Raw genomic sequence first — 24,674 nt, 5'->3', positions numbered from 1 at the left:
GGTGATGCGGTACGTATGCGGTTAGTGGTGCGATGCGTCGGCGCGGCGTGATGCGCATCACCTGCCTCACGCGCGCGGCGCGGCTCAGTCGCTGAAGTGGCCGGGCACGCGCTCGCGCACCGCGGGCAGATGCGAGCCGACGCGGTCGATATGGCTCGCCACCGTGGCGCCCAGCTGGGCGACGTTGCGCGAGGCCATCTGCGCGAGGATCTGCTCGTGCTCATGCAGCGCGCGGCGCGCGTGATCGGTCACGCGGTCCAGCAGCAGCCAGCGCACGCGATCGAACTGCCGCTTCATCGGCTGCAGCATCTGCCAGACGTGCGCGCGGCCCGCGAATTCGAACAGGCGCCGGTGCATCAGCTCGTCGAGATCGAAGAAGCGCTCGACGTCGCCGGCCGCCACCGCCTCGCGCTGCGCCTGGACGATCGCGCCGAATTCGGTGAGCTGGGCCGGCGTGATGGTCTGCGCGAGCTGCACGTGGTTCGCGCATTCGAGCGTGCTGCGCGCGAAGCGCCCCTCCTCCAGCTGCGCCACCGAAATCGGCGCGACGGTGGTGCCGACCTTGCGGACGATGGTCACCAGGTGCTCGTCGGCCAGCTGCGCGAGCGCCTCGCGCACCGGCGTGCGGCTCACCTCGAGCGCCTCGGCGATGACGGCCTCGGACAGGCTCGTGTGCGGCGGCAGCGCGCCGCGCACGATCGCCTCGCACAGGAAACGGTGGACCTGCGGACGGTAGGGTTGCTCGGGATTCGCCTCGAAGCCGCGCAGGGCCGCAAGCGCGGTGTCTTCCTGCAGCACGGGAGCCATGTCGGTCATAGGGGTGGGGATGCGATGATATGTACCATGGTAACACTGCGGTGCGGCGAGCCATTCGTAGCGTTTACACCGATAAAATCGGCGATACACGGCGTTTAAGCTTGGCACACCACGAACTCTACCATGGTAATGGCCGTTCCCACGATGGCGAAACTCCTCAGCACCGCAACCCTGCCGGCCCTGGCCGCGACCACGCAGCGCCCCGGCTACGCACGCGACCGGCTGCGCCGCGGCATCGTCCACCTCGGGCTCGGCGCGTTCCATCGCGCGCACCAGGCCGTCTACACGGAAACGCTGCTCGAACGCGGCGACCTACGCTGGGGCACGCTCGGCATCCATCTGCGCGAGCGCCGCATGGCCGACCGGCTCGCCGCCCAGGACACGCTCTATTCGGTCACCGAGAGCGACGGCGAGACCACGCGCAGCCGCGTGATCGGCGGCCTGGTCGGCGCGCTGCATGCGCCGTCGGCGCGGTCCGCCGTGCTCGACGCGCTGGCCGATCCCGGCGTCGCGATCGTCAGCCTGACGGTGACCGAGAAGGGCTACTGCATCGAGCCGGCCAGCGGCGATCTCGACGAACACGACGCCGGCATCCGCCACGACCTGCTGGCCCCCGACACCCCGCAGACCACGCTCGGCGTGCTCGCCGCCGGCCTGCGCCGGCGCGCGGCCGCCGCACCGCTGACGCTCGTCTGTTGCGACAACATGAACGCCAACGGCGACACGCTGCGCAAGCTGCTGATGCAGTACGCGGCGCTCGTCGATGCGCCGCTCGCACGCCGCATCGGCGAGACCATCGCCTTCCCCAACACCATGGTCGACCGCATCGTGCCGGCCGCGACGCCGGCCTCGCTCGACGCGGCCGCGGCGCGTCTCGGGTTGCGCGACGAGGCCGCGATCGTCTGCGAGCCGTTTTCGCAATGGGTCATCGAGGATCGCTTCAGCGGGCCGCGGCCGGCGTGGGAGGAGGCCGGCGCGCTGCTGACCGCCGACGTGCATCCCTACGAGGCGATCAAGCTGCGGCTGCTGAACGGCTCGCATTCGGCGATCGCCCATCTCGGCCAGTTGCGCGGGCGCGCCACCGTGGCCGAGGCGATGGCCGACGCGCCGCTGGCCGAATTCGTGAGCGACCTGATGCGCGAGGACCTGCTCGCCACCGTGGCGGTGCCGGCCGGCTTCGCGATCGACGCCTATTGCCGCGACCTGCTCGCGCGCTTTCGCAATCCCACGCTGGCGCACCAGACCCGCCAGATCGCCACCGACGGCACCCGGAAGGTGCCGGTGCGCTGGCTGCCGGCGCTGCGCGAGAGCCTGGCCGCCGGCATCGAGCGGCCGCGGCTCGAACGCGCGCTGGCCGCCTGGCTGCACTACCTCGACACCGCACGCAGCGAGGCCGGCGAGCCGCTCGTGATCGGCGATCCGGGCGCGGCGGCGCTGGCCGCGCGGCTGCACGCGGGCGCCACGCCGCTCGACCTGGCGCAAGCCGCGCTCGGCCACGCGAGCGTGTTCGGCACCGCGCCGTGGCCGCAGGATTTCGTCACGCGGCTCGCGCGGCATATCGAAACCCTGCGCCGCGGCGGCACCGGCGCGCTGCTCGCGGCGCTCGAGCGGCACTGATCGGCACGGAACGACCGGACCATCGCGGCGCCCGGCCCGCCGGCCGGGGCCAGCCGCCTCGGCCGCACTCGCGGACACGACCTCAGGAGACACGGCATGAAGCAACGCACCATGGGCTGGATAACGGTTTTCCTGTTATTCCTCGTCTACGGCATCAACTATCTGGACCGCGTGGCGCTCTCGCTGACCGCGCCGCTGATCCAGAAGGACCTCGGCATCGACGCCGCGCAGATGGGCATCGTGTTCAGCAGCTTCTTCGTCGGCTATGCGCTGTTCAATTTCGTCGGTGGGCTGGCGAGCGACCGGCTCGGGCCGAAGCTCGTCTACGTGCTGGCGGTGGGGCTCTGGTCGCTGTTCTGCGGGCTGACGGCCGTGACGGTCGGCTTCGCGAGCCTGCTGGTGGTGCGCGTGCTGTTCGGCATGGCCGAGGGGCCGCTCTGCGCCGGCGCCAACAAGATGGTCAACAACTGGATGCCGCACCGGCGCGCGGCCACCGCGATGGGCCTGTTGAGCGCCGGCTCGCCGCTGGGCGGCGCGCTGGCCGGGCCGGTGGTGGGCCTGCTCGCGGTGAGCTTCGGCTGGCGGCCGGCGTTCTGGATCATCTGCGCGATCGGCTTCGTGTGGGTGGTGGCGTGGATCGCGCTGACCGCCGACGAGCCCGCCCGCAGCCGGTTCGTGAGCGAGCGCGAGGCGCCGCCGGCCGGTGCCGCGCCGGCGGGCGGCGGCGCGGCGGCCGGCTTCGGCGCCGCGAACCTGCCGCTGCTGGCCTGGGTGCGCCAGCCGCTCATCATCGCGACCGCGTTCGCGTTCTTCAGCTACAACTACGTGCTGTTCTTCTTCCTCAGCTGGTTCCCGAGCTACCTCGTGCAGGCCCATCACCTGAACCTGAAGGAGATGAGCCTGGCCACCGTGGTGCCGTGGCTGGTGGGCACGGTCGGGCTCGCCGCGGGCGGCGCGATCTCGGACGCGATCTTCCGCTGGACCGGCCGGCTGATGCTGTCGCGCAAGCTCGTGCTGGTGGTGGCGCTGGTCGGCACCGGGCTCTGCGTCGGCGTGGCGGGCATCGTGCATACGGCTGCCAGCGCGGTGGCGCTGATGTCGGTGGCGCTGTTCCTGCTCTACGTCACCGGCGCGCTCTACTGGGCCGTGGTGCAGGACGTCGTGCATCCGGCGAAGGTCGGCAGCGTGAGCGGCTGCCTGCATTGCGTGGGCAGCCTGTCCGGCGTGATCGGGCCGGCCGTGACCGGCCTGCTGGTGCAGCGCAGCGGCACGTTCGCCACGGCGTTCCTGCTGGCGGGCGGCGTCGCGCTGGCGGGCGCACTGCTGTCCGGCATCTTCATTCGCGAGCCGCGCGCGCATCGCGAGCCCGGCCAGAAACTGCTGCGCGAGAAAGCCGGACATTGACACGATTGACACGAAACCGCGCTTGAAAGCCGCGACCCGATTATCGGTTTTCGGACCCGCAATTAATGCGAACCTGCCCCGCGAATCAATTATGTAGAATAATGCCGCCTATTCGACAGGATCGCGAGGAATTGGACGATGGGGGCGCAGGATCTCACGGCATCCATGGCCGCTGGTTTGATACAGAGCGATCGGCTGATTCGACTCGACACGCCGCTCGGCAGCGACGTGCTGGTGCCGCAGCGCGTGGTCGGCCATGCCCGGATCGGGCGCGACTACGGCTTCACGCTCGACGCGGTGTCGCTGCGCGACGACCTCGAGCTGAAGACGCTGATCGCGCAGCCCGTCACGCTCTGGCTGCAGCAGGCCGACCAGTCGTACCAGCCCCGCCACGGCTACGTCCACACGGCCCGGCGGCTCGGCGCCGACGGCGGCCTGACCAGCTACCAGCTGGAATTCTCCTCGTGGCTGCACCTGCTGCGGTTCCGCCAGGACGCGCGGATCTGGCAGAACGCGTCGGCCGACGCGATCCTCGCCGACGTGTTCAACGCCCACCCGCAGGCGGGCGGCGCGTTCCGCTTCGCGCTCAAGAACGCGCTGCCGCAACGCTCGTTTTGCGTGCAATACGAAAGCGACTGGAATTTCTGTCAGCGGATTATGGAAGCCGAAGGCTTATTCACGTATTTCGAACAAGCCGCCGACGGCAAATCGCACACGGTCGTTATTGCCGATGATTTATCGAATTTCCCGGTTTTAAATCCGCAAGCGGTTAATTTTTACCGATCCGGCGTGAATGCCGAAACCGATGCGCTGGTGCAATGGAGTGGCACCCGCACGCTGCAGAGCACCACCCTCACCACCCGCACCTTCGACTACAAGGCGCCGGCCTCGGTGGTGAGCCCGAAGGGGACTTCGGTGCCCACCCTCGCCAACCAGGGCACCCTGCCCCAGCAGGCCGAGGTCTACGAGTACACCGGCGCCTACACCTACGGCGACCAGTCGCGCGGCGACCAGCTCTCCGAGATCCGCATGCAGGAGTGGGAATCGCGCGCCAAGCGCTTCACCGGCGCGGGCGCGGTGCGCCGGCTCGATGCGGGCCGCTGGTTCGAACTCGACGACCATCCGGTACACGACGCCGACGCCGCGCAGAGCCGCCAGTTCGCCGTGATCGCGGCCAGCTGGTACATCGAGAACAACCTGCCACTGTCGGCCACGCCGGCGACGCCGTTTCCGCACAGCCTGCGCGAGCGGCTCGCCGCGATCCGCGCCGAGCATCAGGACGCGGCCGGCGCGCTGACGGTGGCCGCCGCCGATGGCGGCGAAGGCTTCCTGCTCGTGAAGATCGAGGCGCAGCGCCGCGGCGTGCCGTTCCGCAGCCCGTTCGAGCACGCCAAGCCGCCGATGAAGGCGCAGACCGCGGTAGTGGTCGGGCCGGCCGGCCAGGAGGTCTACACCGACACGCTGAACCGCATCAAGGTGCGCTTCCACTGGGACCGGCTCAACGACGGCGACGAGAACGCCTCGTGCTGGGTGCGCGTGACGATGTCCGACACCGGCGGCGGCTACGGCGGCGTGCATCTGCCGCGCGTCGGAGAGGAAGTGCTGATCGACTGGCTCGGCGGCGACTGCGATCGCCCGATCGTGACCGGGCGCGTCTACAACGGTTCGACCAGACCGGGCTGGCATTCAAACGGCATCCTGTCCGGCTTCCGCTCCAAGGAATACGGCGGCGCCGGCTACAACCAGCTGGTGATGGACGACGCCACCGGCCAGAACCGCGTGCAGCTGGCCAGCAGCAGCGCCGCTTCGCAGCTGCATCTCGGCTACCTGATCGCGCAGGACGGCAACGCGCGCGGCGCCTATCTCGGCAGCGGCTTCGACCTGAAGTCCGACGCGTTCGGCGCGGTGCGCGCCTCGCAGGGCCTTTACCTCGGCACCCACGCCAGCAGCGCCACGAGCCAGCAGCTCGACGTGCAGGACGCGCGCGCGCAGCTCGCCAATGCGCAGGATCTGGTCGCGGCGGTCTCGCAGACGAGCGCGACGCATCAGGCCGAACCGCTGCAGGACGGCGCCGACGCGCTCGAGCAGTTCGTGAGTGCCACCCGCTCGAACGCGCAGGGCGCCGTGGCCGGCGGCGGCAACACCGCGGGCGGCGGCACCGGCGGCGCCAACGCGTTCGCCGAGCCCGTGATGCTGATCGGCAGCCCGGCCGGCATCGCGCTCTCCACGCAGCAGTCCGCGCACCTCGCCGCCGGCCGGCAGATCAACCTCGTCAGCGGCCAGAGCGTGAATCTCGCCACCGGCAAGTCGCTGCTCGCGGGCGTCGCGCAGAAGCTGAGCCTGTTCGTGCAGAACGCCGGCATGAAGCTGTTCGCGGGCAAGGGCAAGGTGGAGATCCAGGCCCACGACGACAACATCGAGCTGACCGCGCAGAAGACGCTGAAGCTGATCGCCTCCACCGACCAGTTGCAGGCGATCGCCAAGGGCGAGCTGCTGCTGACCTCGGGCGGCGCCTACGTGCGCCTGAAGGGCGGCAACATCGAGATCCACGCGCCGGGCACCATCGACGTGAAGGGCGCGCAGCACAGCTTCACCGGCCCGGCGCGGCTCGACGAGAAATTCCCCGCATGGGCCGGCAGCGACGGCGCCCGGTCGGTGGATTTCTCGGGCTGACGCCGAGCGCCGCCGATGATTCACCCACTCCCGAATTGAACCGAGGTTAGCGCGTGGCGCAACAACCCGAACCACCGTCGACAGTCTCCGGCTGGGCCTATCCGTTTGCGCTGAAGGCCGCCACCGGCACCGCCGCCAACGCCGCCCCCGCGAACGCCGGCCCCGACACCTATCTCGCCGCGCTCGCCACGGCCGACGACGGCTTCTATCCGCTCGGCGCCAACGGCCTCTGGCACGGCGGCATCCACTTCGGCGCGCAGACCGCCGGCAAGTTCGATCAGGACGGCGGCGTCAAATGCATCGCCGACGGCGAGGTGGTGGCGTTCCGGCTCGCCTCGAAGCTGCAGGAGCTGGCCTATCCCGACGGCAGCAAGGCCGGCTATTCGCACGGCTTCACGCTGGTGCGCCACCGGCTCGTGCTGCCGCCGGCGCCGGCCGCCCGGCCCGCCGGCGGCGGCGCGCCGGCCACCGCCCCGGCCACGACACCGGCTCCGGCGCCGGCGCCTGCCTCGACACCGGCGCCCGGCGCCGCCCCGGCCGCCGCGCCGGCCGACGCCGACGCGCTGACGTTCTTCAGCCTCTACATGCATACGCTGCCGTTCGACGGCTACGATGCGAAGCCGCCGGCGCATGGCCCGGCGAAGACGCTGCCCGCCTACTACGGCGCGAGCGAAGTCCGCAGCGTGGGCACCGGCGCGTCCGATCCGCGCCTGACCACCGCCGGGGCCAACCACGCCGACAACACGGCGCTCGGCCTGCGCGTGCGCGCCTCGGCGTCCGGCCATGCCAACGTGGTGGGATGGCTCGCGCGCGGCACGCAGATCAAGGTCGGGCAAACCCACGGCCAGTGGGGCAGGATCGACAGCTTCGTGTCCGGGTCGCTGCAGTCCTACGAGGAAGACAAGCCCGCGCCTGCCGCCGGCACGGCCGGCTGGGTCTATCTGGCGGAACTCGACAAGCAGCAGCTGCCGCCGACCGTCGATCAGGTCTACGTCTTGCCGAAGCCGCACAAGATCGCGGCCGGCGAGACCGTGGCGTTCCTCGGCGAATACCAGCGTCTCGTCGAGGCGCGCGCGCATCACACGCTGCCGCCCAAGCTCGGCGAGCGGCCGCTGCTGCACGTCGAGGTGTTCACCGGCGACGATCTGAACGCGTTCATCACGCGCAGCCGCGCGCGGGCCCAGCAGTTCGACCCGAAGGCGCGCCGGCTGCTGCTGATCTCGAAGGGCGCGAAGCTCGTGCAGCCCGCCGCTGCCGACACCTCGATCGCCGCCGGCACCGCCGTGAAGGCCACCGCCGATTCGCCGGCCGCCGGCCCGTGGGCCAAGGTCACCCCGGTCAATGCGGCCGGCCATCCGGTGGCCGGCCAGGCCGCGCTCTGGATCGCGCGCACCGACCTGCAGGCGAGCGGCGCGCGGCCGGCGTGGAGCCATTTCCCGCTGAACCTGCAGGCGGCCGGCGGCAACCCCGCGGGCTGGACGCGGGTGGTCTACACGGCCGCCGCGCAGTCGTGCGTCGAGGCCGAGAACAAGACCTGGTACGCGGTCAGCATCGGCGACGAGCACGACACCCAGGTGGACGGCTGGGCCTGCGACCACGGCCATCCGCAGGTCGAGCTGAAGAGTTCGTGGGACTGGCCCGGGTTCGACGTGGTGAGCCTCGATGCTTCGGTATCCGACATGTTCCAGCGCGCGCTGTTCATCGCCGACAGCGGCACGCCCGACGAACTCGCGAGCTTCGAGGATTCATTCAACAGCTCGCGCTCGGACGCCACCATCAAGCAGCTCGAGGACGCGATCGACGGCCAGCAGCAGAAGGACGGCAAGATCAGCGCGCACGAGCTGCAGCTGGCGCTCGGCAAGCCGTGGCTGGCCGACCGGATCGATCATCTGGTGGTCCGCTACGAGAGCGAATGGGGCGGCGAGATGAGCAAGTGGGACGCGCTCGATTCGCACATGCATGCGGGGCTGCCAGTGTGGCAGGCCGAGAAGAAGCGGATCGACGCGCTGCGGTTCTGGAGCGGCGTGAGTTCGGTTGGCAAGTTCCCGGCGTCGGCCACCGTGTATCACCTGCATCCGCTGGGGCTCGTCGGCAATTTCTTGAATCCGGGCACATGTGAGTGTGGATGCTGCCTCGATAAAAAAGTCCAGGTAGTCCGTTGGAATGGCCACTATGGGCCATGTTATTGGGGCACCATGACACTCGCGAACGCACCCGCGCTCCAGGCCATGTTGGCCAGCGGAGAGATGACTGCAAGCGAGCAGCGAATCATTGCTGCGATGGCGCCTAATGAGGGGAAGCTCGATACCGTACAGTCATATGACGATCAGGTCGTTACGGCGGGCGCCATGCAGAAGACAATGCGTCCCGATAACAGCAAAGGAGAACTCGCGAAGCAGATTGCGGATTTTCGCGCCGAGAATGAAACGGCTTACCAAGAGCTATTCGCGCGTTGCGGATGGGCGGTGGAAGGTACCGGCGATGATGCAACACTGTCATTCACGCACCCAGACGTGACGAGCGGTCGAGTCATGACAGGCACTGACTTGCGAGACCAGATTCGAAAAGGCTGCAACGAAAATACCAATCATCAGTATCTGCCCAACCCCGCGGTTGCCGCACTCGCACATGCCATCTCAGATTTGCGATATCAAAAACTGCAAATCACTGATTTCGTCAAACGTCTTCGCAAAGACTTATCCACGAAGCCGACCGGTTACAACTATACGATCGGCGAATATCTTCAAGGTGATGTGGGACGAGCAGCGGTGCTTGATCAAAGTGTGAATCGTCCTGCTTTCGTGAGCGACGATCTCGGTGCGTCGCTTGATCGCCTGTACGCGGCTCATCCGACTGCATCACGCAATCCGAATGAATGGGGGGCATCCCGTGCGACGCTGGAAAGCGCACTATCCGACAATTATGGGCAAACGCGCCGCATGGCCGTCTCGAATCATGAGTCTGTAGCACCCGCCCGTTACAACGCTCTAAAGGCAGCTCTGCAATGAATAAACACACGATCGCTCGTTTTTCAGCATTCGTTTGCGCACTGCTCTCAACAGGTAGCGCATGGTGCGCAGATAATTCGACTGTTCTGAATTTTGCAAACCACTCTCAGTTAGTTTTTTCCGACCCCGTCGCACCCGATTTAGCAAAATTATTCGGCCCAGGCTGGACACACCTCACATTCATAAGCGCAGCAGGTACTCGTTCCCGAGTCGTGCCCGACGAAGCACTCACTACAGATGGCGGCGTTATTTTTTCTCTACCGATCAAGCATGCGATATCTGCAGACGGCCGGTATATCGCACTTAATTTGACCCGCAACGGTGTGCTCGACGCGGACGAGAGCGGCAAATCAACCACTACCAGTCGACAATTCTGTCCGATTCTCGATACCGCTACAGGTTGCGTGGTGCGAGATGATTCGGGCGATATATGCGGCGGCGAATGGGATCCTACGGGGAACGGATGGCACGATGCCTTGGGCTCCGGAAAATCAAAATTGGTGAGTGACATATCGAAACCCACAGCCAAAGACGTATGGACTCGATTTAGCGTCTCTCAAAATCACGACATCAAATCATTGATTGACGTGGCTCTCGGTCTTGATAATTTGAAAGCATGCGATCCGCCCAGCGCCACAAATCAGCGTTATTACTCCCAGATCGAGGCTGCACTGAGTCGGACCGATAACCCAACACCGTCGAATAAGACAACGCAGCAGCCTCCCCCCGTCGACGGAGGTCAACCGGCAACCGTGAAATCGGAACGCGCCCAGCTATTCGCGCAACCGTCGGTGGGCAGCGTCCATCATGGCTATCTGATTCGCGGAGATCACGTCACGATCATTGGCACAGGAAACGGCGGCTGGCTGCATATCCGCTATGAGCGCTCCGGAAAACCGCCTATCGAAGCATGGCTACAAAGCGCAGACGTCACGCACTAAAAGAGTGTTATGCATCGCCACCATCGATTACACACGACTACGGCATGCGTCTCGATGATTGATGCGCTAACGCTGCCGGCAATGACAGCATTACTTGCTGCCTGCGCCGTCGCACCGAGCGCCCACGGTGAGAATTTCCGACCGCACTCGCTGTGCGGCAGCGACGAGACGATCTACTTCTCCTGCAAGATCGAGCACAGCAAGGACTACGCTTCGGTCTGCGCCAAGGACAATAGCGCCGCCGACAGCGGCTACGTGCAGTATCGCTACGGCCACGATGCCGCTTCGGCGTTCAGGTTTCCGGCCTCGCAAGCCGCGCCGGGCGATGTATTCCATATCCTCACCGTCAATCATTTCCGCGACGGGATCGGCAAGCATCTGACCTTCAGCAACGGCGCCTATACCTACGTCGTCTCCAATGCGGTGCAGCCGCCCGAGATCGGCGTGTTCCGCAACGACAAGCTGATCGCGACCAAGACCTGCGAGTTCGACAACGGCTTTACGCCCATCAGCAACGAGGCCGACTTCGGCATCAAGCAGGGCGAGAAATTCGGGCTGGACAGCTTCGACGGCAGTTGAAGCCGCCGCGCCCTCGCCACTGACGACGGCCTTCAATGCCGATCGGCCTTCGTCAGCGGCGCTGGGTCGATCCCGTCGAACACCGCGTTCGCGAAGTGCTTGTCTGCCGAGGCGCGGCACGCCTGGTCGAACACCACGGTGTCGTGCTTCAGCACATACACGCCGCCCGGAGAAACGGACGACACGATGTAGGTATACGGCCCCTTCGCAAATTTCAGATGCAGGCCGCGGATGCTGCCTTCGGAAACGTCGGTGATGCCCGCCAGCTTCGCAGGCGGAACATGCTCGCTCGGAAAGGCAAAGACGTCGCCCGCGGTGCCGTATCGATAGCTCACGTAACCGCGCGCGGGGCTCGTATTGCCCTTGGCGCAGACCGAAACCGTCTTGCCGTTTTCCAGCGGGCAGCTGAAATACACGTCCTCGCCCTCGTCACACAGCGTCGGCTCGCTGTCCGGCAAGCGGGACTGCGCAGTCGCCGTGTCATGCACGGCAAGCGCCAGTAGCACGATCATCCAAACCGCTGCCATACGCATGGCCATCTCCTCCATGGGTAAATCGGGGAACCGCGTTCCACCACCGCCGGCATCATAGCCGCGCCGGCCACCTCCCCGCCTCCCCGCCCGTTCGCCATTCACACCCCGCCACCAAACCCGTCTTGCGCTCGAACAACACCTCCGTTCGCTCTCCTGAGAACCCGCCGGCCGATTACGCTACCGCAACCCCCCGCCGTTTTTCCGCGCCACAATCCGCTTCCGCCCCTCCCGCCGCGCCGTCCGGCTTGACCCGAGTCAATCCGGCCCGATACCACCCGGTGTCTCATGAGAGACCACATACCAAGGACGCGCCGCACACGGGGGAATCGAGATGCCGAAGCCAACACTGTCATCCAGAACGCACAAGCGCGTTGCCATCGGCATCGCGGCCGCCATCGTGCTCGGCGTGGGCGGCTTCCTGGTGTTGAGCTCGCCGTGGACCTGGTCGCTGACGCATCCGACCCGCAACGTCGCGAGCCCCGGCCCGGCCGATCTCGTCAACGGCCGCGTGATCTTCGTGGCCGGCGACTGCGCGACCTGCCACGCGAGCCCGGCTCGCCACAACCTGCTGATGCTCGGCGGCGGCAAGGCGCTCGACACCGCGTTCGGCAAGTTCATCATGCCGAACATCTCCCCCGATCGCCGCGACGGCATCGGCCGCTGGACGCTGGCGCAATTCACACGGGCGGTGCGCGAAGGCGTCGGCCCCGACGGCCGGAATCTCTATCCGGCGTTCCCCTACACCTCGTATCAGCGCCTGAGCGCCGACGACGTGCGCGACCTGTTCGCCTATCTGAAGACGCTGCCGCCGGTGCCGGGCAAGGCGCCCGACCACCAGCTCGCGTTCCCGTACAACCTGCGGCGCGGCGTGGGCATCTGGCGGCTCGCGTTCCTGGACGGCAAGCCGCTCGACGGCGGCGGCCCCGCGCCCGCCACGCCGCCGTCGCTCGGCAGCACGCCCTCGATCCACGACCAGCTGGTGGCGCGCGGCCGCTATCTGGTGGAAGGCGCGGCCCATTGCGCCGAATGCCATTCGCCGCGCAACGTGATGGGCGTGATCGAAAGCGGCGAGCGCTTCGCCGGCGGCCCGGCGCCGGACGGCAAGGGCTATTTCCCGAACATCACGCAGAGCGACACGGGCATCAACTTCTGGGCCGCCGCCTCGATCGTCAACTACCTGAAGACGGGCGTCAGCCCGCTCGGCAAGACGGCCGGCGGCGACATGGCCGAGGTCGTGCAGAACACGCGGCAGCTGCCCACGCGCGACCTCTGGGCGATGGCCACCTACCTGAAGACGATCCCGGGCGTGGACCGCCCGGCCCCGGGCCAGCCCGAGCCGAACCGTACCGACAAGGTGGTGATGATCCCGATCCGGCACGACGCTTCGCCGCTGCCGGCCTCGCCGCAGGCCGAGGTCGCCCGGGCCGACACGCTCTACGTGACGGCCACCAAGCCGCTCTTCACCGAGGCGGCGGCGGTCGGCCGCCCGGACGGCAGCCACGGCAAGCTGCTGGCCGCGGCCGCGCTGCACGTGCTCAAGCGCGACGGCAACACGCTGCAGGTCGAGCTGGACGGCTGGCAGCCGGCCGGCGTCACGTCGGTGATCTACGCGCGCCGCGGCAAGCGGATCATGTCGGCGCTGCTCGACGACACGGCCACGGCCGGCCTCGAACGCGGCGCCGCCCAGGCCGACGCGGACACCGGCACCGAATGGACGCCGGTCAAGCTCACGGCCTGGATCGACGGCGCCGATCTCAACACCAGCCTCGCGAATCTCTGGCACTACTCGTCGGCGCTGCTGAACGGCACCTGCGCGGCCTGCCACTCGCTGCCTCAGCCGCAGCAGTTCTCGGCCAACCAGTGGGTCGGCACGCTCGGCGGCATGCGCCGCTACACGTCGCTCACCGACGACCAGTACCGCATGCTGCTCAGCTACGTCCAGAACCACGCCCGGGACACGGCGCCGGCCGCGGGGGCGAAGCCATGAACCCCGCCACCAACGGACCGCCGGCCCGCGCGGACGAACGCGAGGCGGCGGCGGCCGTGGCCGGCTGGTTCGGCCGCCTGCTGCTGGCGCCGCTCGACGCCGCGACGATCGAGATCCTTCGCAACGACACGCTGCACCACTTCCTGCTCGACCTCGGCCGCGCGCTCGGCCAGCCGGCCGCGGCCCAGGCGCTCTCGCGCTTCCTGCGCGAGCCGCCGCCCGAGCGCGCGGCGGCCCGCATGGGCCATCACTTCGTGCGGCTGTTCGAGGGCGTGGCCGGCCCCGACACGATCCCGCTCTACGAGAGCGCGCACGCGGGCGAAGGCCCGGGCCGCTACCGCACGCCGTTCCTGGAAATGCAGGCGGTCCTGCGCGAGCTGGACGTCGCGGTGGACGGCACCTGCCACGAGCCGCCCGACCATCTCGGGCTCGAACTCGCCGCGCTGGCCGAGGCGCTGCGCCAGCAAAAACCGGTGCTGGCCGATCAACTGGCGGCACGCTTGCGCGGCTGGGTGCCGAACATCGCGCGCGCGCTGGCCGCGCGCCACGACACCGGCCCCTACGGCGAGCTCGTCACCCTGCTGGACGCCTTCCTCTCATGCCTGCCGCCGGCCGCGACGATGCACGGCGCGCCGGGCGAGCGCCCTTTCTAGGAGTATCCGATGTCTGCCGTCACGCCCAAGCCACACCCGACTCTCGACCGGCGCGCCTTCATCAGGAGCGCCTCCGCCCTGGCCGCGCTGGGCGCGCTCGGTGCCTCGCCGTTCAGCCGCGGCGCGCAAGCCCGGGCGCCGGACCGCATGGTGCTGTCGGCCTGCCACTGGGGCATCTTCCGCGCGCGCGTGCGCGACGGCCGCTTCGACCGCGTCACGCCGTGGGAAGGCGACCCGCATCCCACCCCGATGCTGCAGGGCATGCGCGATTCGATCTATTCGCCGACCCGCATCAAATACCCGATGGTGCGCCGCGCCTGGCTCGAGCACGGCCCCGGCGCCGATCCGGACGGCCGCGGCACCGGCGATTTCGTGCGCGTGAGCTGGGAGCGCGCGATCGCGCTGGTGGCGGGCGAGCTCGACCGCGTGCGCAAGGCGCACGGCAACCCGGCGATCTACGCGGGCTCCTACGGCTGGAAAAGCACCGGCAAGCTGCACAGCTGCCGCGTGCTGCTCTGGCGCATGCTCAAGCTGTACGGCGGCTTCACGAGCTCGCTGAGCAACTATTCGGACGCCGCCGCCTCGGCCGTGCTGCCCTACGTGGTGGGCTCGGCCGGCGTGGTCGATCAATGCACGACCTGGCCGGTGATCGCGAAGCACACGCAGGTGCTGGTGCTGTGGGGCTGCAACCCGCTCAACACCTGCCAGATCGGCTGGCTCGTGCCCGATCACAACTACTTCGACCTGATCAAGACGGCGAAGGCGGCCGGCATCAAGGTGATCTGCATCGACCCGATGCGCACCGAGACCTGCAAGCTGCTCGACGGCGAATGGATCGCGCCGCGCCCGCAGACCGACGTCGCGATGATGCTCGGCATCGCCCACGCGCTCTACACCGAAAAGCTGCACGACGAGGCGTTCCTGAAGCGCTACACCACGGGCTTCGACGAATTCGCGCAATACCTGACGGGCGCCACCGACGGCACGCCGAAAACACCCGAATGGGCCGCGAAGATCTGCGGCATCGACGCCGCCAGGCTGCGCGAGCTCGCGCACACGTTCGCCGCGCACCGCACCATGCTCGCGCTCGGCTGGTCGACGCAGCGCCAGCACCACGGCGAGCAGGTGCCGTGGATGCTCGTCACGCTGGCGGCGATGCTGGGCCAGATCGGCTTGCCGGGCGGCGGCTTCGGCCACGCCTACCACTACAACGCCGGGGTGCCCACCCACACCTCGCCGAGCCTGCCCGGCATGACCGACGGCAGCACGATCAAGGAGCTGAAGCCCGGCTGCACGCCCGGCAACACCTCGTCGTACTGCCTCGACGAGCAGGGCCCGGCGATTCCGGTCGCGCGCGTGGTGGAGATGCTGCGCAACCCGGGCATGACGATCGACTACAACGGCGGCAAGGTCACCTACCCGGACGTCAAGCTCGTCTACTGGGCGGGCGGCAATCCGTTCGCGCATCACCAGGACCGCAACGAGATGGTGCAGGCGTGGAAGAAGGTCGAGACCTTCATCGTCCACGATTTCCAGTGGACGGCCAGCGCCCGCCACGCCGACATCGTGCTGCCCGTCACCACCTCCTACGAGCGCAACGACATCGAGCAGGTGGGCGACTTCGCGCTGAGCCACATCGTGCCGATGAAGAAGGTGGTCGAGCCGCTCTACGAGGCGCGCTCCGACTACGACATCTTCGCGGACATCTGCGCGAAGATCGACCGGCGCGACGCGTTCACCGAAGGCCTGACCGAGATGGACTGGATTCGCAGCTTCTACGAGAAAGGCCGGCTGGTGGCGCGCGCCAAGGGCATGGAGATGCCGGTGTTCGACGTGTTCTGGGAGAGCGACGCGCCGCTCGCGTTCCCGCTCGCCAAGGGGCCGACCGACTACGTCGCCTATGCCGACTTCCGCGCGGATCCGCTGCTCAACGCGCTCGGCACGGCGTCGGGCAAGTTCGAGATCTACTCGAAGACGATCGAGAAGATGCACTACGACGACTGCCCGCCGCATCCGACCTGGATGGAACCGGTCGAGCGGCTTGGCGGCCCCACCGCGCGCTTTCCGCTGCACGTCGCGGCGATCCATCCGAACTACCGGCTGCACTCGCAACTGTGCGGCACCGCGCTGCGCGAGGTCTACGCGGTGGGCGGGCGCGAGCCGTGCTGGATGAACCCGAAGGACGCGGCCGCGCGCGGCCTCAAGAGCGGCGACATCGCGCGCGCCTACAACGATCGCGGCCAGATCCTGGTCGGCATCCGGGTCACCGACGACATCATGCCCGGCGTGATCCGGATCAGCGAGGGCGGCTGGTACGATCCGGCCGATCCGCGCCGCGCGAACACGCTCTGCCGCTACGGCGACGTCAACGTGCTGACCACCAGCATCGCGACCTCGAAGCTCGCGCAGGCCACCTCGGCGCAGACCGTGATCTGCGAGGTGGAGAAGTTCCGCGGCGCGATCCCGCCGGTGCGCGTGTTCGACGAACCGGCCGCGCAGGCATCGTTCCTCGGGCGCGGGCGCACGCGCTGAACGCCGCGCGGCGAACCCGGGACGGCGCGGCCGGTCGATGTCGGTTGCGCCGTCTTTTTTGTCTCCGCCGCCGCGCGTCGCGCGGGCCGGCCGCCTGCCTCGCGTTCAGCGCGCGAAGAACCGGTTGTCGGGGCGCGGCAGCCCCAGATGCTCGCGCAGCGTCGTGCCTTCGTATTCGCGCCGGAAGATCCCGCGCCGCTGCAGTTCGGGCACGACCTTCAGCGCGACGTCGTCGAGCCCGCCCGGCAGGTACGGGAACATCACGTTGAAGCCGTCCGAGCCCTCCTCCTCCAGCCACTGCTGCATCTCGTCGGCGATCGTCGCCGGCGTGCCCACGAACTGCAGCCCCGAGTAGCCGCCCACGCGCCGCGCCAGCTCGCGCACCGTCAGCCCCTCGGCCGCCATCTCGAGCACGCGCTGCCGCGAGGTGTGGCTCGCGTTGCTCTCGGGCACCGCCGGCAGCGGCCCGTCCGGATCGAAGCCGGACACGTCGTGGCCGAGCGCGATCGACAGCGACGCGAACCCGCTGTCGTCATGCACCAGCGTGTCGAGGAACGCGCGCTTCTCGCGCGCCTCGGCCACCGAATCGCCGACCACCACGAACGCGCCCGGCAGGATCTTCAGGTGCTCGCGCGGCCGCCCGAGCCGGTCGAGCCGGCCCTTCACGTCGGCATAGAAACGCTTGCCGGCCGCCAGCGACGGCTGCGCCGTGAACACAGCCTCGGCGGTCTCGGCCGCGAGCTGGCGGCCCGCCTCGGACGAGCCCGCCTGCACCACCACCGGCCAGCCCTGCACCGGCCGCGCGATGTTGAGCGGCCCGCGCACCGAGAAGTGCTCGCCGCGATGGCCGAGCACGTGCAGCTTCTCCGGCTCGAAGTACAGGCCGCTCGCGGCGTCGCGCACGAACGCGTCGTCGGCCCAGCTGTCCCAGAGCCCCGTCACCACGTCGAAGAACTCGCGCGCGCGGCGGTAGCGCGCGTCGTGCTCCATGTGTTCGTCGAGCCCGAAGTTCAGCGCGGCATCGGGGTTCGACGTCGTCACGAGGTTCCAGCCCGCGCGCCCGCCGCTCAGGTGATCGAGCGAGGCGAAGCGGCGCGCCACGTGGTACGGCGCGTCGAACGTGGTGGACGCGGTGGCGACCAGGCCGATCCGCTCGGTCGCCATCGCCAGCGCGGACAGCAGCGTGAGCGGCTCGAACGAGGTCGCCGTATGGCTGCGCTTGAGCGCGGCCGTGGACATGTTCAGCACCGCGAGATGGTCGGCCATGAAGAACGCGTCGAACTTCGCGTGCTCCAGCGTCTGCACGCTGCGCTTCAGGTGCGCGAGATTGAAGTTCGCGTCGGGCCACGCATCGGGATGGCGCCACGCGCCGGTGTGCAGGCTCACCGGCCGCATGAAGGCGCCCAGATGCAGTTGTCGGTTGCGGGTCATGGTCGATCGCCGCGCGCGCGGCGTGGGGTTGGCGAAGCGCACACGATACCGCGCCGCCGCGAAGCTTGCCGGGCCGTGCCCTTAGCAGCCGGCGCGCTTTCCAATCGATGATTTCTTGGTTAGCGAATCGCGCGCGGTTGCGTAGATTGAAAGGTCAACCCGATCATTTCGCGGCGCGACGCCGCCCCCCGGAGACCACCCGATGAAGCTGTCCTGGCCCCGCGTGCTGCATGTGCTCCATCACGCGGCCCTGAGCATCGCCGCGCTCGCCACCGCCGCCGGCCTCGTCCCGATCCCCGCGCAGGCGGCCGAACCGGCCGCGCCGGCCGAGATTCGCGTCGACTACGCCTACTACTCGCCCGAAAGCCTCGTGATCCGCCATTTCGGCTGGCTCGACGACGCGTTCAAGCCGGACCACACGGCGATTCGCTGGGTGCTGAGCCTCGGCAGCAATCGCGCGCTCGAATACCTGAACAGCGGCGCCGTCGATTTCGGCTCGACGGCCGGCCTCGCGGCCGTGCTCGGCCGCGCCAACGGCAACCCGATCCGCGCCGTCTACGTATTCTCGCGGCCCGAATGGACCGCGCTGGTGGTGCGCAAGGATTCGCCGATCCACACGCTCGCCGAGCTGAAGGGCAAAAAGATCGCCGCGACGCGCGGCACCGATCCGTTCCTGTTCACGCTGCGCGCGCTGCACACCGTGGGCCTCACGCGCGACGACGTCGAACTCGTGAACCTGCAGCACCCGGACGGACGCACCGCGCTCGCCAACGGCCAGGTGGACGCCTGGGCCGGACTCGATCCGCACATGGCCGCCGCGCAGGTGGACGACGGCGCGCGCCTGCTCTACCGCAACGTCGGCTTCAACACCTACGGCTTCCTGAACGTGCGCGAGGCATTCGCGAGCCAGTATCCGCAGGCCGTCACGCGCGTGCTGAAGGTGTACGAGAAGGCGCGGCTGTGGATCATCGCGCATCCGGACGACACCGCGCGGATCGTCGCCGACGAATCGAAGGTGTCGCTGCCGGTCGCGAAGCTGCAGCTGCAGCGCAACGACTTCAGCGACCCGGTGCCGGGCGACACCCAGCGCGCCGCGCTGAAGGCCGCCGCGCCGGTGCTGACCGACGAGCAGCTCGTGAAGCCCGGCGTCGATCCGGCGAGGATCGTCGACGCGCTGGTCGATCCGTCGTTCGCGCGCCCGCTCGTCGCGGCGTCGCACTGAAGGCGGGCCGGCGGCAATGCGCGAACCGGCCTCCCGCGACGGCGCGCTCGCGGCTTCGGCGCGCGGCGCGTTGCATGAGCCGCTGCACGAAGCGCCGCATGAACGCGGCGGTGCGTCGGCACGCGCAGCACACGCGGCGCGCCGCGACCCGCTGCGCGCCTGGCGCGTGGCCGGCATCGCGCTGCCGTTCGCGGCGCTCGCGCTGGTGGAACTCGCGGTGCGTGCCGGCTGGCTGCCCGATCACCTGGTGCCCGCGCCGAGCGAGATCGTCGCCACGCTCGAACGGATGGGCGCCGCGCGCCTGCTGCGCCACGTCGGCGCGAGCACGCTGCGGGTGGCGCTCGGCTTCGCGGCCGGCTCCGGGCTCGCGCTCGCGATCGGCGCGGCGATGGGCCTGAGCCGCCGCATCGACGCGCTGCTCGAGCCGAGCTTCCAGGCGCTGCGCGCGATCCCGTCGCTCGCCTGGGTGCCGGTGCTGCTGCTCTGGCTTGGCATCGACGAGGCGCCGAAGATCACGCTGATCGCGATCGGCGCGTTCTTCCCCGTGCATCTGGCCGTGGTGGCCGGGATTCGCGGCGTGGACCGCAAGCTCGTCGAACTCGGCGCCGTCTATCGGCTCGGCCCGTTCGCGCTGTTTCGCCGGATCCTGCTGCCGGCCGCGTTGCCGCAGATCGTCACCGGCTTGCGCACCGGCCTGAGCCTTGCCTGGATGTTCATGGTGGCCGCCGAGCTGATCGCGGCCACGCGCGGGCTCGGCTTCCTGCTCAGCGACGGGCGCGAGACCGGGCGGCCGGACCTCGTGTTCGGCGCGATCCTGCTGCTCGCGCTGCTCGGCAAGCTCAGCGACGGCGCAATGCGCCGCATCGAGGCGCGCTGGCTCGACTGGCGCGACGGTTTCGACGGCGCGACGCGCAAGGCGGCCCGATGAGCGCGGCGCCGCTGCTCGACGCGCGCGGGGTCCGCAAGCGCTACGGCGATCGCGTCGTGCTGGCCGGCGTGGACCTGCGGGTCGGGCGCGGCGAGATCGTCTGCGTGGTCGGGCCGAGCGGTTGCGGCAAGAGCACCTTGCTGCGGATCGTGGCCGGGCTCGACGCCGACCATCACGGCAGCGTCCGGCTCGACGGCGCGCCGCTCCACGGGCCGTCGGCGCGCATCGGCGTGATCTTCCAGGAGCCGCGGCTGCTGCCGTGGCTGTCGGTGGCCGACAACGTCGGCTTCGCGGCCGGCGCGCGCGGCGGGCGCTCGCCGCAGGTGGCGCAACTGCTCGCCGAGGTCGGGCTCGACGGCGCGGCGCATGCATTGCCGGCCGCGCTGTCGGGCGGCATGGCGCAACGCGCCGCGATCGCGCGCGGCCTGTTCGGCGAGCCGGACCTGCTGCTGCTCGACGAGCCGTTCAGTGCCGTCGACGCGCTCACGCGCATGCGGCTGCAGACGCTGCTGCTCGACGTCGTGCGGCGCCGCGCGACGGCGGCCGTGGTCGTCACGCATGATCTGGACGAGGCGCTGTATCTCGGCGACCGCGTGCTGCTGCTGGCGGCGAACCCGGGGCGCGTCGAGGATGCGTTCCCTGTCGAGATCGCGCGGCCGCGCGATCGTCGCGATCCGGCGCTGGCGGCGCTGCGCGCGCGTCTGCTCGGCGCGTTCCAGCGGTTTCAGGAGATCGACGCGGCCGCGGCGCGGTGAGGCACGGACGATGTCAGGCGTCGGCGCGGCGGGCGCGCTCGTCTCGACGGGTGCCGGCGACTGCGGGCCGACCGGCACGCAGCCAGCGCAGCAAGCGGCGCGCTGGAACGGGCCGGGGAACCGCCGCCCTCGCGTTCCCCGCCGCGCCGCAGGGCGCCGTCCCGCTCACGCCACCGGAATCGGATTCTCGACCACCGCCTGATTGAACTGCGCGACGAACCCGTGCTCGTTCGGGCCGGCGTTGTCGCGAAACGCCTGCGCCGCTTCCACCACCACCTCGTGTTCGGCCGCCTCCAGCCGCGCGAGCAGTTCGGCAATGAATGCGTCGAGCGGCATCGCGCGCGGGTCGCCACTCTTGCGGACCAGATCGGTATCCACCCAGGGCGGCACGATCTCGAGCACCGTCACCCCCGTGTCGCGCAACGCGAAACGCTGCGACAGCGTGTAGGAGTGGATCGCCGCCTTGGTCGCCGAATACAGCGCGGTCGGCGCGAGCGGCACGTAGGCCAGCACCGAGCTGTTGTTGATCAGGTACGACGCCGGCTGCCGCTTCAGGTGCTCGATGAACGCCGCGCTCACGCGCACCGTGCCGAGCAGGTTGGTATCGATGAGGCGCACCGCCTGCTCGTCGTCGAGCGCGCCGGCCGCGTCGTCGAACGGCATGATGCCGGCGTTGTTGATGACGACGTTCAGCGACGGATGCCGTTCGATCACCTGCTGCGCCGCGCGCCGGATGCCGGCCGCGTCGCCGATGTCGAGCTCCACCGTGTCGATGCCGGGGTTGGCCCGCGCGATCTCGTCGAGCAGCGCACGGCGGCGCCCCGCGATGATCACCTGGTTGCCGCGCCGATGGAACGCCTCGGCCAGCGCGCGTCCGATGCCCGACGTGCCGCCGGTGATGAAGATGGTATTTCCGCTGAGATTCATGATCCGTTGTCCTTGATGGTTTCGATACGTTCCGACGCGACGGCGCGTGTCGCCGCCCCGCCTCAGCGCGCCGCCGCGTAGCGCGGCGCGGGCACGTCGCTCGACAGATGCGGCGCCATCGTCTGCCGCGCCGCCTCGTAGGCATCCCATTCCTCGCCGGCGTGCAGCGACGGAATCGTCACCAGCTCGCCGCGCTCGAAGCCGACCAGCGCGGCATCGACCATCGCGTCGGCAGACATCACGATCTCCTTCGGCAGATGCTCGACCGGCAGGCCGCCCGTCCGCCAGAAATCGGTGGCCGTCGCGCCGGGCAGCACCGCCTGCACGCGCACGCCCTTGTCGGCCAGCTCGTGATGCAGCGACTGGCTCAGCGCGAGCACGAACGCCTTGCTGCCGCCATACACGCCGTTCAGCGTCTCCGGCGCGATCGCGACGATCGAGGCGATATTGATCAGCGCGCCGCGACCGCGCGCGACGAAGCCCGGCACGGCCGCGTAGGTCAGGCGCGTGAGCGCCGTGACGTTCAGCTCGATCATGCGGGTCATGTCGTCGACGTCGCTGTCGAGCAGCGGCTTGTGCGTGCCCACGCCGGCGTTGTTGACGAGCAGCGTGATGCTCGCGTCGCGCCGCAGCCGTTCCTCCACGGCCGCCAGGCCAGCGCGGTCGTTCAGGTCGGCCGCGAGGATTTCCACGTTGCGCTGCGTCGCGTCGGTGATGCGGCGCGCGGCGTCGTTGAGCCGTTCGCGATCGCGTGCGACCAGGATCAGGTCGTAGCCGAGCCGCGCGAGCCGATCGGCGTAGACCGCGCCGATCCCCGAGGAAGCCCCCGTGATCAGTGCCGTGCCTTGATGGGTTTGCGTCATGATTTCTCTCCGTGTTGGGTCAGGTGGTGATGCGGTGAGTGAATTCTGGCCCGGTTCCGATGAGTCTCAAATGACGTATATGGTCATGTTTCGTGCCATCGCCACGTGGACGACGGACAGTGCTCCCGCCAACGGCATGCGCGACCGCCGACGGCCTCGCGACGACAACTTTCGCAAAAACGCCTGTTGACGCGACGCGCCATCGTGCTTAGAGTGTAGACTAACAAACGTTAGGTAGGCACAAGGCGATGGCGACGACGCGGTGCCGCACGGTCGCTTTTTTTTGATTTCCTTGCCTAACTAATGTTAGTTAAACATGAACCCGAGCCGTGATCCGTCACGCTCGTCCCCGCCCCAGGAGGCAACCCATGAATTCCGAACTCATCCATCACGACGCAACCCGGCTGGCCGAACTGATTCGCACCCGCGAAGTCTCGCCGGTGGAGGTCATGCAGGCGCATCTCGACCGGATCGCCTCGGTCGACCCGCAAGTGAACGCGATCGTCACCGTGGCCGACGGCGCGCTGGAGGCCGCCCGGGCAGCGGAAGCGGCCGTGCTGGCCGGCCGTGCGCTCGGTCCGCTGCACGGCGTGCCGTTCACCGCCAAGGATTCGATCGACACGGCCGGCGTGGCGACCCAGCGCGGCTCGCCGATCTTCCAGGGCCGCGTGCCCGACGCCGACGCCACCAGCGTGGCGCGCCTGAAGCAGGCGGGCGCCATCCTGCTCGCCAAGACGAACCTGCCCGAGTTCTCGTACTGGATCGAGAGCGACAACCTGCTCACGGGCCGCTCGAACAACCCGTGGAACCTCGAACGCACGCCGGGCGGTTCGAGCGGCGGCGAATCGGCCGCCATCGCCGCCGGCATGTCGCCGCTCGGGCTCGGCACCGATCTGGCGATCTCCGTGCGCGGGCCGGCGGCGCAAACCGGCATCGTCGCGTTGAAGGCCACCCACGGACGCGTGCCGATGACGGGCATCTGGCCGCGCGCGCCGCGCCGCTTCTGGCACGTGGGCCCGATGGCGCGCAGCGTGCGCGATCTCGCGCTCGCCTACTCGCAACTGGCCGGCGCCGATGGTCAGGACGCGTTCGCCACCAGCACCGCGCAGGCCGGCGCCGATCTCGGGCTCGGCCGCGCGCCGCGGCGCCCGCTGCGCGTGGGCTGGCTGGTCGAGCCCGGCTTCGGCCCGATCGACGCCGAGGTCGGCGCCACCGTGCAGGCCGCCGCCGCCGCGCTCGAAAGCCTCGGCTGCATCGTGGAGCCGGTGCGGATTCCCGCGCTCGAACGCGACTTCGCGCTCGACGTGTTCAATCGCCTGCACGTGATGGAGATGAAGCCGGCGTTCGCGGAAGCCACCGCCGGCCGTCGCGACGACGAGCTTTACCTGATGGCGAAGGCCATGCTCGCCGCGCCGGAGACGTCGATGCGCGACTACGTCGAGGCCGAGCAGGCGGCCGAGCGGCTGCGCGACGGCTATGCCGATTACTTTTCGCGCTACGACGCGCTGCTCACGCCGGTGCTGCCGATCCCGGCGCATCGGCACGGCCAGACCGAGTTCACCATCAACGGCCGGACCGTGGACGCGACCTACCTGCAGGGCGCCACGGTGCCGCTCAACCTGACGGGGCTGCCCGGCCTGTCGATGCGCTTCGGCACCAGCCGCGAAGGACTGCCGATCAACGTGCAGCTGGTGGGCAGCTGGCTGGCGGAGGCGACGATCCTGCATCTCGCCTCGCTGCTCGAGGACGTGAGCCCGGTGCGGGGGCTGCGGCCGGCGCTGTAACGCACCCGGCAGGCCGGCGCC

Annotated in this window: 18 protein-coding genes; 13 read left to right on the top strand and 5 right to left on the bottom strand. The window is 69.1% G+C overall.

Annotated elements, in window-relative coordinates; translation table 11 throughout:
- Positions 1-84: 84 nt before the first annotated feature.
- Positions 85-816 carry a GntR family transcriptional regulator gene (locus tag bpln_RS18585; protein WP_055139644.1) on the bottom strand — a complete coding sequence of 244 codons (732 nt, stop codon included), beginning with the start codon at positions 814-816 and terminating at the stop codon, positions 85-87.
- Positions 817-960: 144 nt separating this feature from the next.
- On the opposite strand from bpln_RS18585, the gene bpln_RS18580 reads away from it, so the two are divergent.
- The 6 genes from bpln_RS18580 (at position 961) to bpln_RS18560 (ending at position 11,038) form a co-directional block, all read left to right on the top strand.
- Positions 961-2,433 carry a mannitol dehydrogenase family protein gene (locus bpln_RS18580; RefSeq protein ID WP_082465509.1) on the top strand — a complete coding sequence of 491 codons (1,473 nt, stop codon included), beginning with the start codon at positions 961-963 and terminating at the stop codon, positions 2,431-2,433.
- Positions 2,434-2,529: 96 nt separating this feature from the next.
- Complete coding sequence (locus tag bpln_RS18575) at positions 2,530-3,837, top strand: MFS transporter (protein WP_055139642.1); 1,308 nt, start codon at positions 2,530-2,532, stop codon at positions 3,835-3,837.
- Positions 3,838-3,975: 138 nt separating this feature from the next.
- A complete protein-coding gene (locus bpln_RS18570; RefSeq protein WP_055139641.1) occupies positions 3,976-6,510 on the top strand; it encodes a type VI secretion system Vgr family protein in 2,535 nt (844 codons plus the stop codon).
- Between the two features lie 317 nt (positions 6,511-6,827).
- Positions 6,828-9,518 (top strand): SH3 domain-containing protein, encoded by a 2,691-nt coding sequence (locus bpln_RS36750; RefSeq protein ID WP_158512045.1) that lies wholly within the window; start codon positions 6,828-6,830, stop codon positions 9,516-9,518.
- Complete coding sequence (locus tag bpln_RS35725) at positions 9,515-10,459, top strand: hypothetical protein (RefSeq protein WP_148654083.1); 945 nt, start codon at positions 9,515-9,517, stop codon at positions 10,457-10,459. The genes bpln_RS36750 and bpln_RS35725 overlap by 4 nt, the downstream gene beginning before the upstream one ends.
- Before the next feature lie 81 nt (positions 10,460-10,540).
- On the top strand, positions 10,541-11,038 hold the full coding sequence (locus tag bpln_RS18560) for a hypothetical protein (protein ID WP_042626923.1): 498 nt from the start codon (positions 10,541-10,543) through the stop codon (positions 11,036-11,038).
- Between the two features lie 32 nt (positions 11,039-11,070).
- Here the strand turns inward: bpln_RS18560 and bpln_RS18555 are convergent, their stop codons facing one another.
- Positions 11,071-11,586: a hypothetical protein gene (locus tag bpln_RS18555; protein WP_052498376.1), complete on the bottom strand. Its 516-nt coding sequence runs from the start codon at positions 11,584-11,586 to the stop codon at positions 11,071-11,073.
- A 316-nt stretch (positions 11,587-11,902) separates the two neighbouring features.
- Here bpln_RS18555 and bpln_RS18550 point away from each other — a divergent pair, with 316 nt between their 5' ends.
- From bpln_RS18550 to torA, 3 genes are read left to right on the top strand one after another with little or no spacing between them, the layout of a single operon-like run.
- Positions 11,903-13,558 (top strand): c-type cytochrome, encoded by a 1,656-nt coding sequence (locus tag bpln_RS18550; RefSeq protein WP_055139639.1) that lies wholly within the window; start codon positions 11,903-11,905, stop codon positions 13,556-13,558.
- Entirely contained in the window at positions 13,555-14,211 is a 657-nt protein-coding gene (locus tag bpln_RS18545; RefSeq protein ID WP_055139638.1) for a TorD/DmsD family molecular chaperone, read from the top strand. Before bpln_RS18550 ends, bpln_RS18545 begins: the two co-directional genes overlap by 4 nt.
- Positions 14,212-14,220: 9 nt before the next feature.
- Positions 14,221-16,743, top strand: a complete 2,523-nt coding sequence (gene torA, locus bpln_RS18540; protein WP_042626920.1) for a trimethylamine-N-oxide reductase TorA — start codon at positions 14,221-14,223, stop codon at positions 16,741-16,743.
- 105 nt (positions 16,744-16,848) lie between these two features.
- On the opposite strand, the gene bpln_RS18535 is transcribed toward torA, so the two are convergent.
- The gene (locus bpln_RS18535) at positions 16,849-18,174 is read right to left on the bottom strand and encodes an LLM class flavin-dependent oxidoreductase (protein ID WP_042626919.1); all 1,326 of its coding nucleotides are present in this window, start codon (positions 18,172-18,174) and stop codon (positions 16,849-16,851) included.
- A gap of 202 nt (positions 18,175-18,376) precedes the next feature.
- On the opposite strand from bpln_RS18535, the gene bpln_RS18530 reads away from it, so the two are divergent.
- Genes bpln_RS18530 through bpln_RS18520 form a run of 3 tightly spaced genes read left to right on the top strand, consistent with a single transcriptional unit; the run spans position 18,377 to position 21,079 of the window.
- On the top strand, positions 18,377-19,396 hold the full coding sequence (locus bpln_RS18530) for an aliphatic sulfonate ABC transporter substrate-binding protein (protein WP_042626918.1): 1,020 nt from the start codon (positions 18,377-18,379) through the stop codon (positions 19,394-19,396).
- Between the two features lie 16 nt (positions 19,397-19,412).
- A complete protein-coding gene (locus tag bpln_RS18525; RefSeq protein WP_082465345.1) occupies positions 19,413-20,324 on the top strand; it encodes an ABC transporter permease in 912 nt (303 codons plus the stop codon).
- Positions 20,321-21,079, top strand: coding sequence for an ABC transporter ATP-binding protein (locus bpln_RS18520; protein ID WP_055139637.1), 759 nt, complete (start codon positions 20,321-20,323; stop codon positions 21,077-21,079). The genes bpln_RS18525 and bpln_RS18520 overlap by 4 nt, the downstream gene beginning before the upstream one ends.
- A 165-nt stretch (positions 21,080-21,244) precedes the next feature.
- Here the strand turns inward: bpln_RS18520 and bpln_RS18515 are convergent, their stop codons facing one another.
- Together bpln_RS18515 and bpln_RS18510 are read right to left on the bottom strand one after the other, a co-directional pair.
- The gene (locus bpln_RS18515) at positions 21,245-22,006 is read right to left on the bottom strand and encodes an SDR family oxidoreductase (protein ID WP_042626916.1); all 762 of its coding nucleotides are present in this window, start codon (positions 22,004-22,006) and stop codon (positions 21,245-21,247) included.
- Between the two features lie 62 nt (positions 22,007-22,068).
- Positions 22,069-22,869, bottom strand: coding sequence for an SDR family NAD(P)-dependent oxidoreductase (locus tag bpln_RS18510; protein ID WP_042626915.1), 801 nt, complete (start codon positions 22,867-22,869; stop codon positions 22,069-22,071).
- Positions 22,870-23,237: 368 nt separating this feature from the next.
- Between bpln_RS18510 and bpln_RS18505 the strand changes: the two genes are divergently transcribed.
- Positions 23,238-24,653: an amidase gene (locus bpln_RS18505; protein ID WP_055139636.1), complete on the top strand. Its 1,416-nt coding sequence runs from the start codon at positions 23,238-23,240 to the stop codon at positions 24,651-24,653.
- Positions 24,654-24,674: the final 21 nt, after the last annotated feature.

This window comes from Burkholderia plantarii (assembly GCF_001411805.1).
GTDB classification, from domain to species: Bacteria; Pseudomonadota; Gammaproteobacteria; order Burkholderiales; family Burkholderiaceae; genus Burkholderia; species Burkholderia plantarii.
The sequence above is the reverse complement of the archived record's forward strand: the minus strand, read 5'-3'. Positions and strand labels throughout refer to the sequence as shown.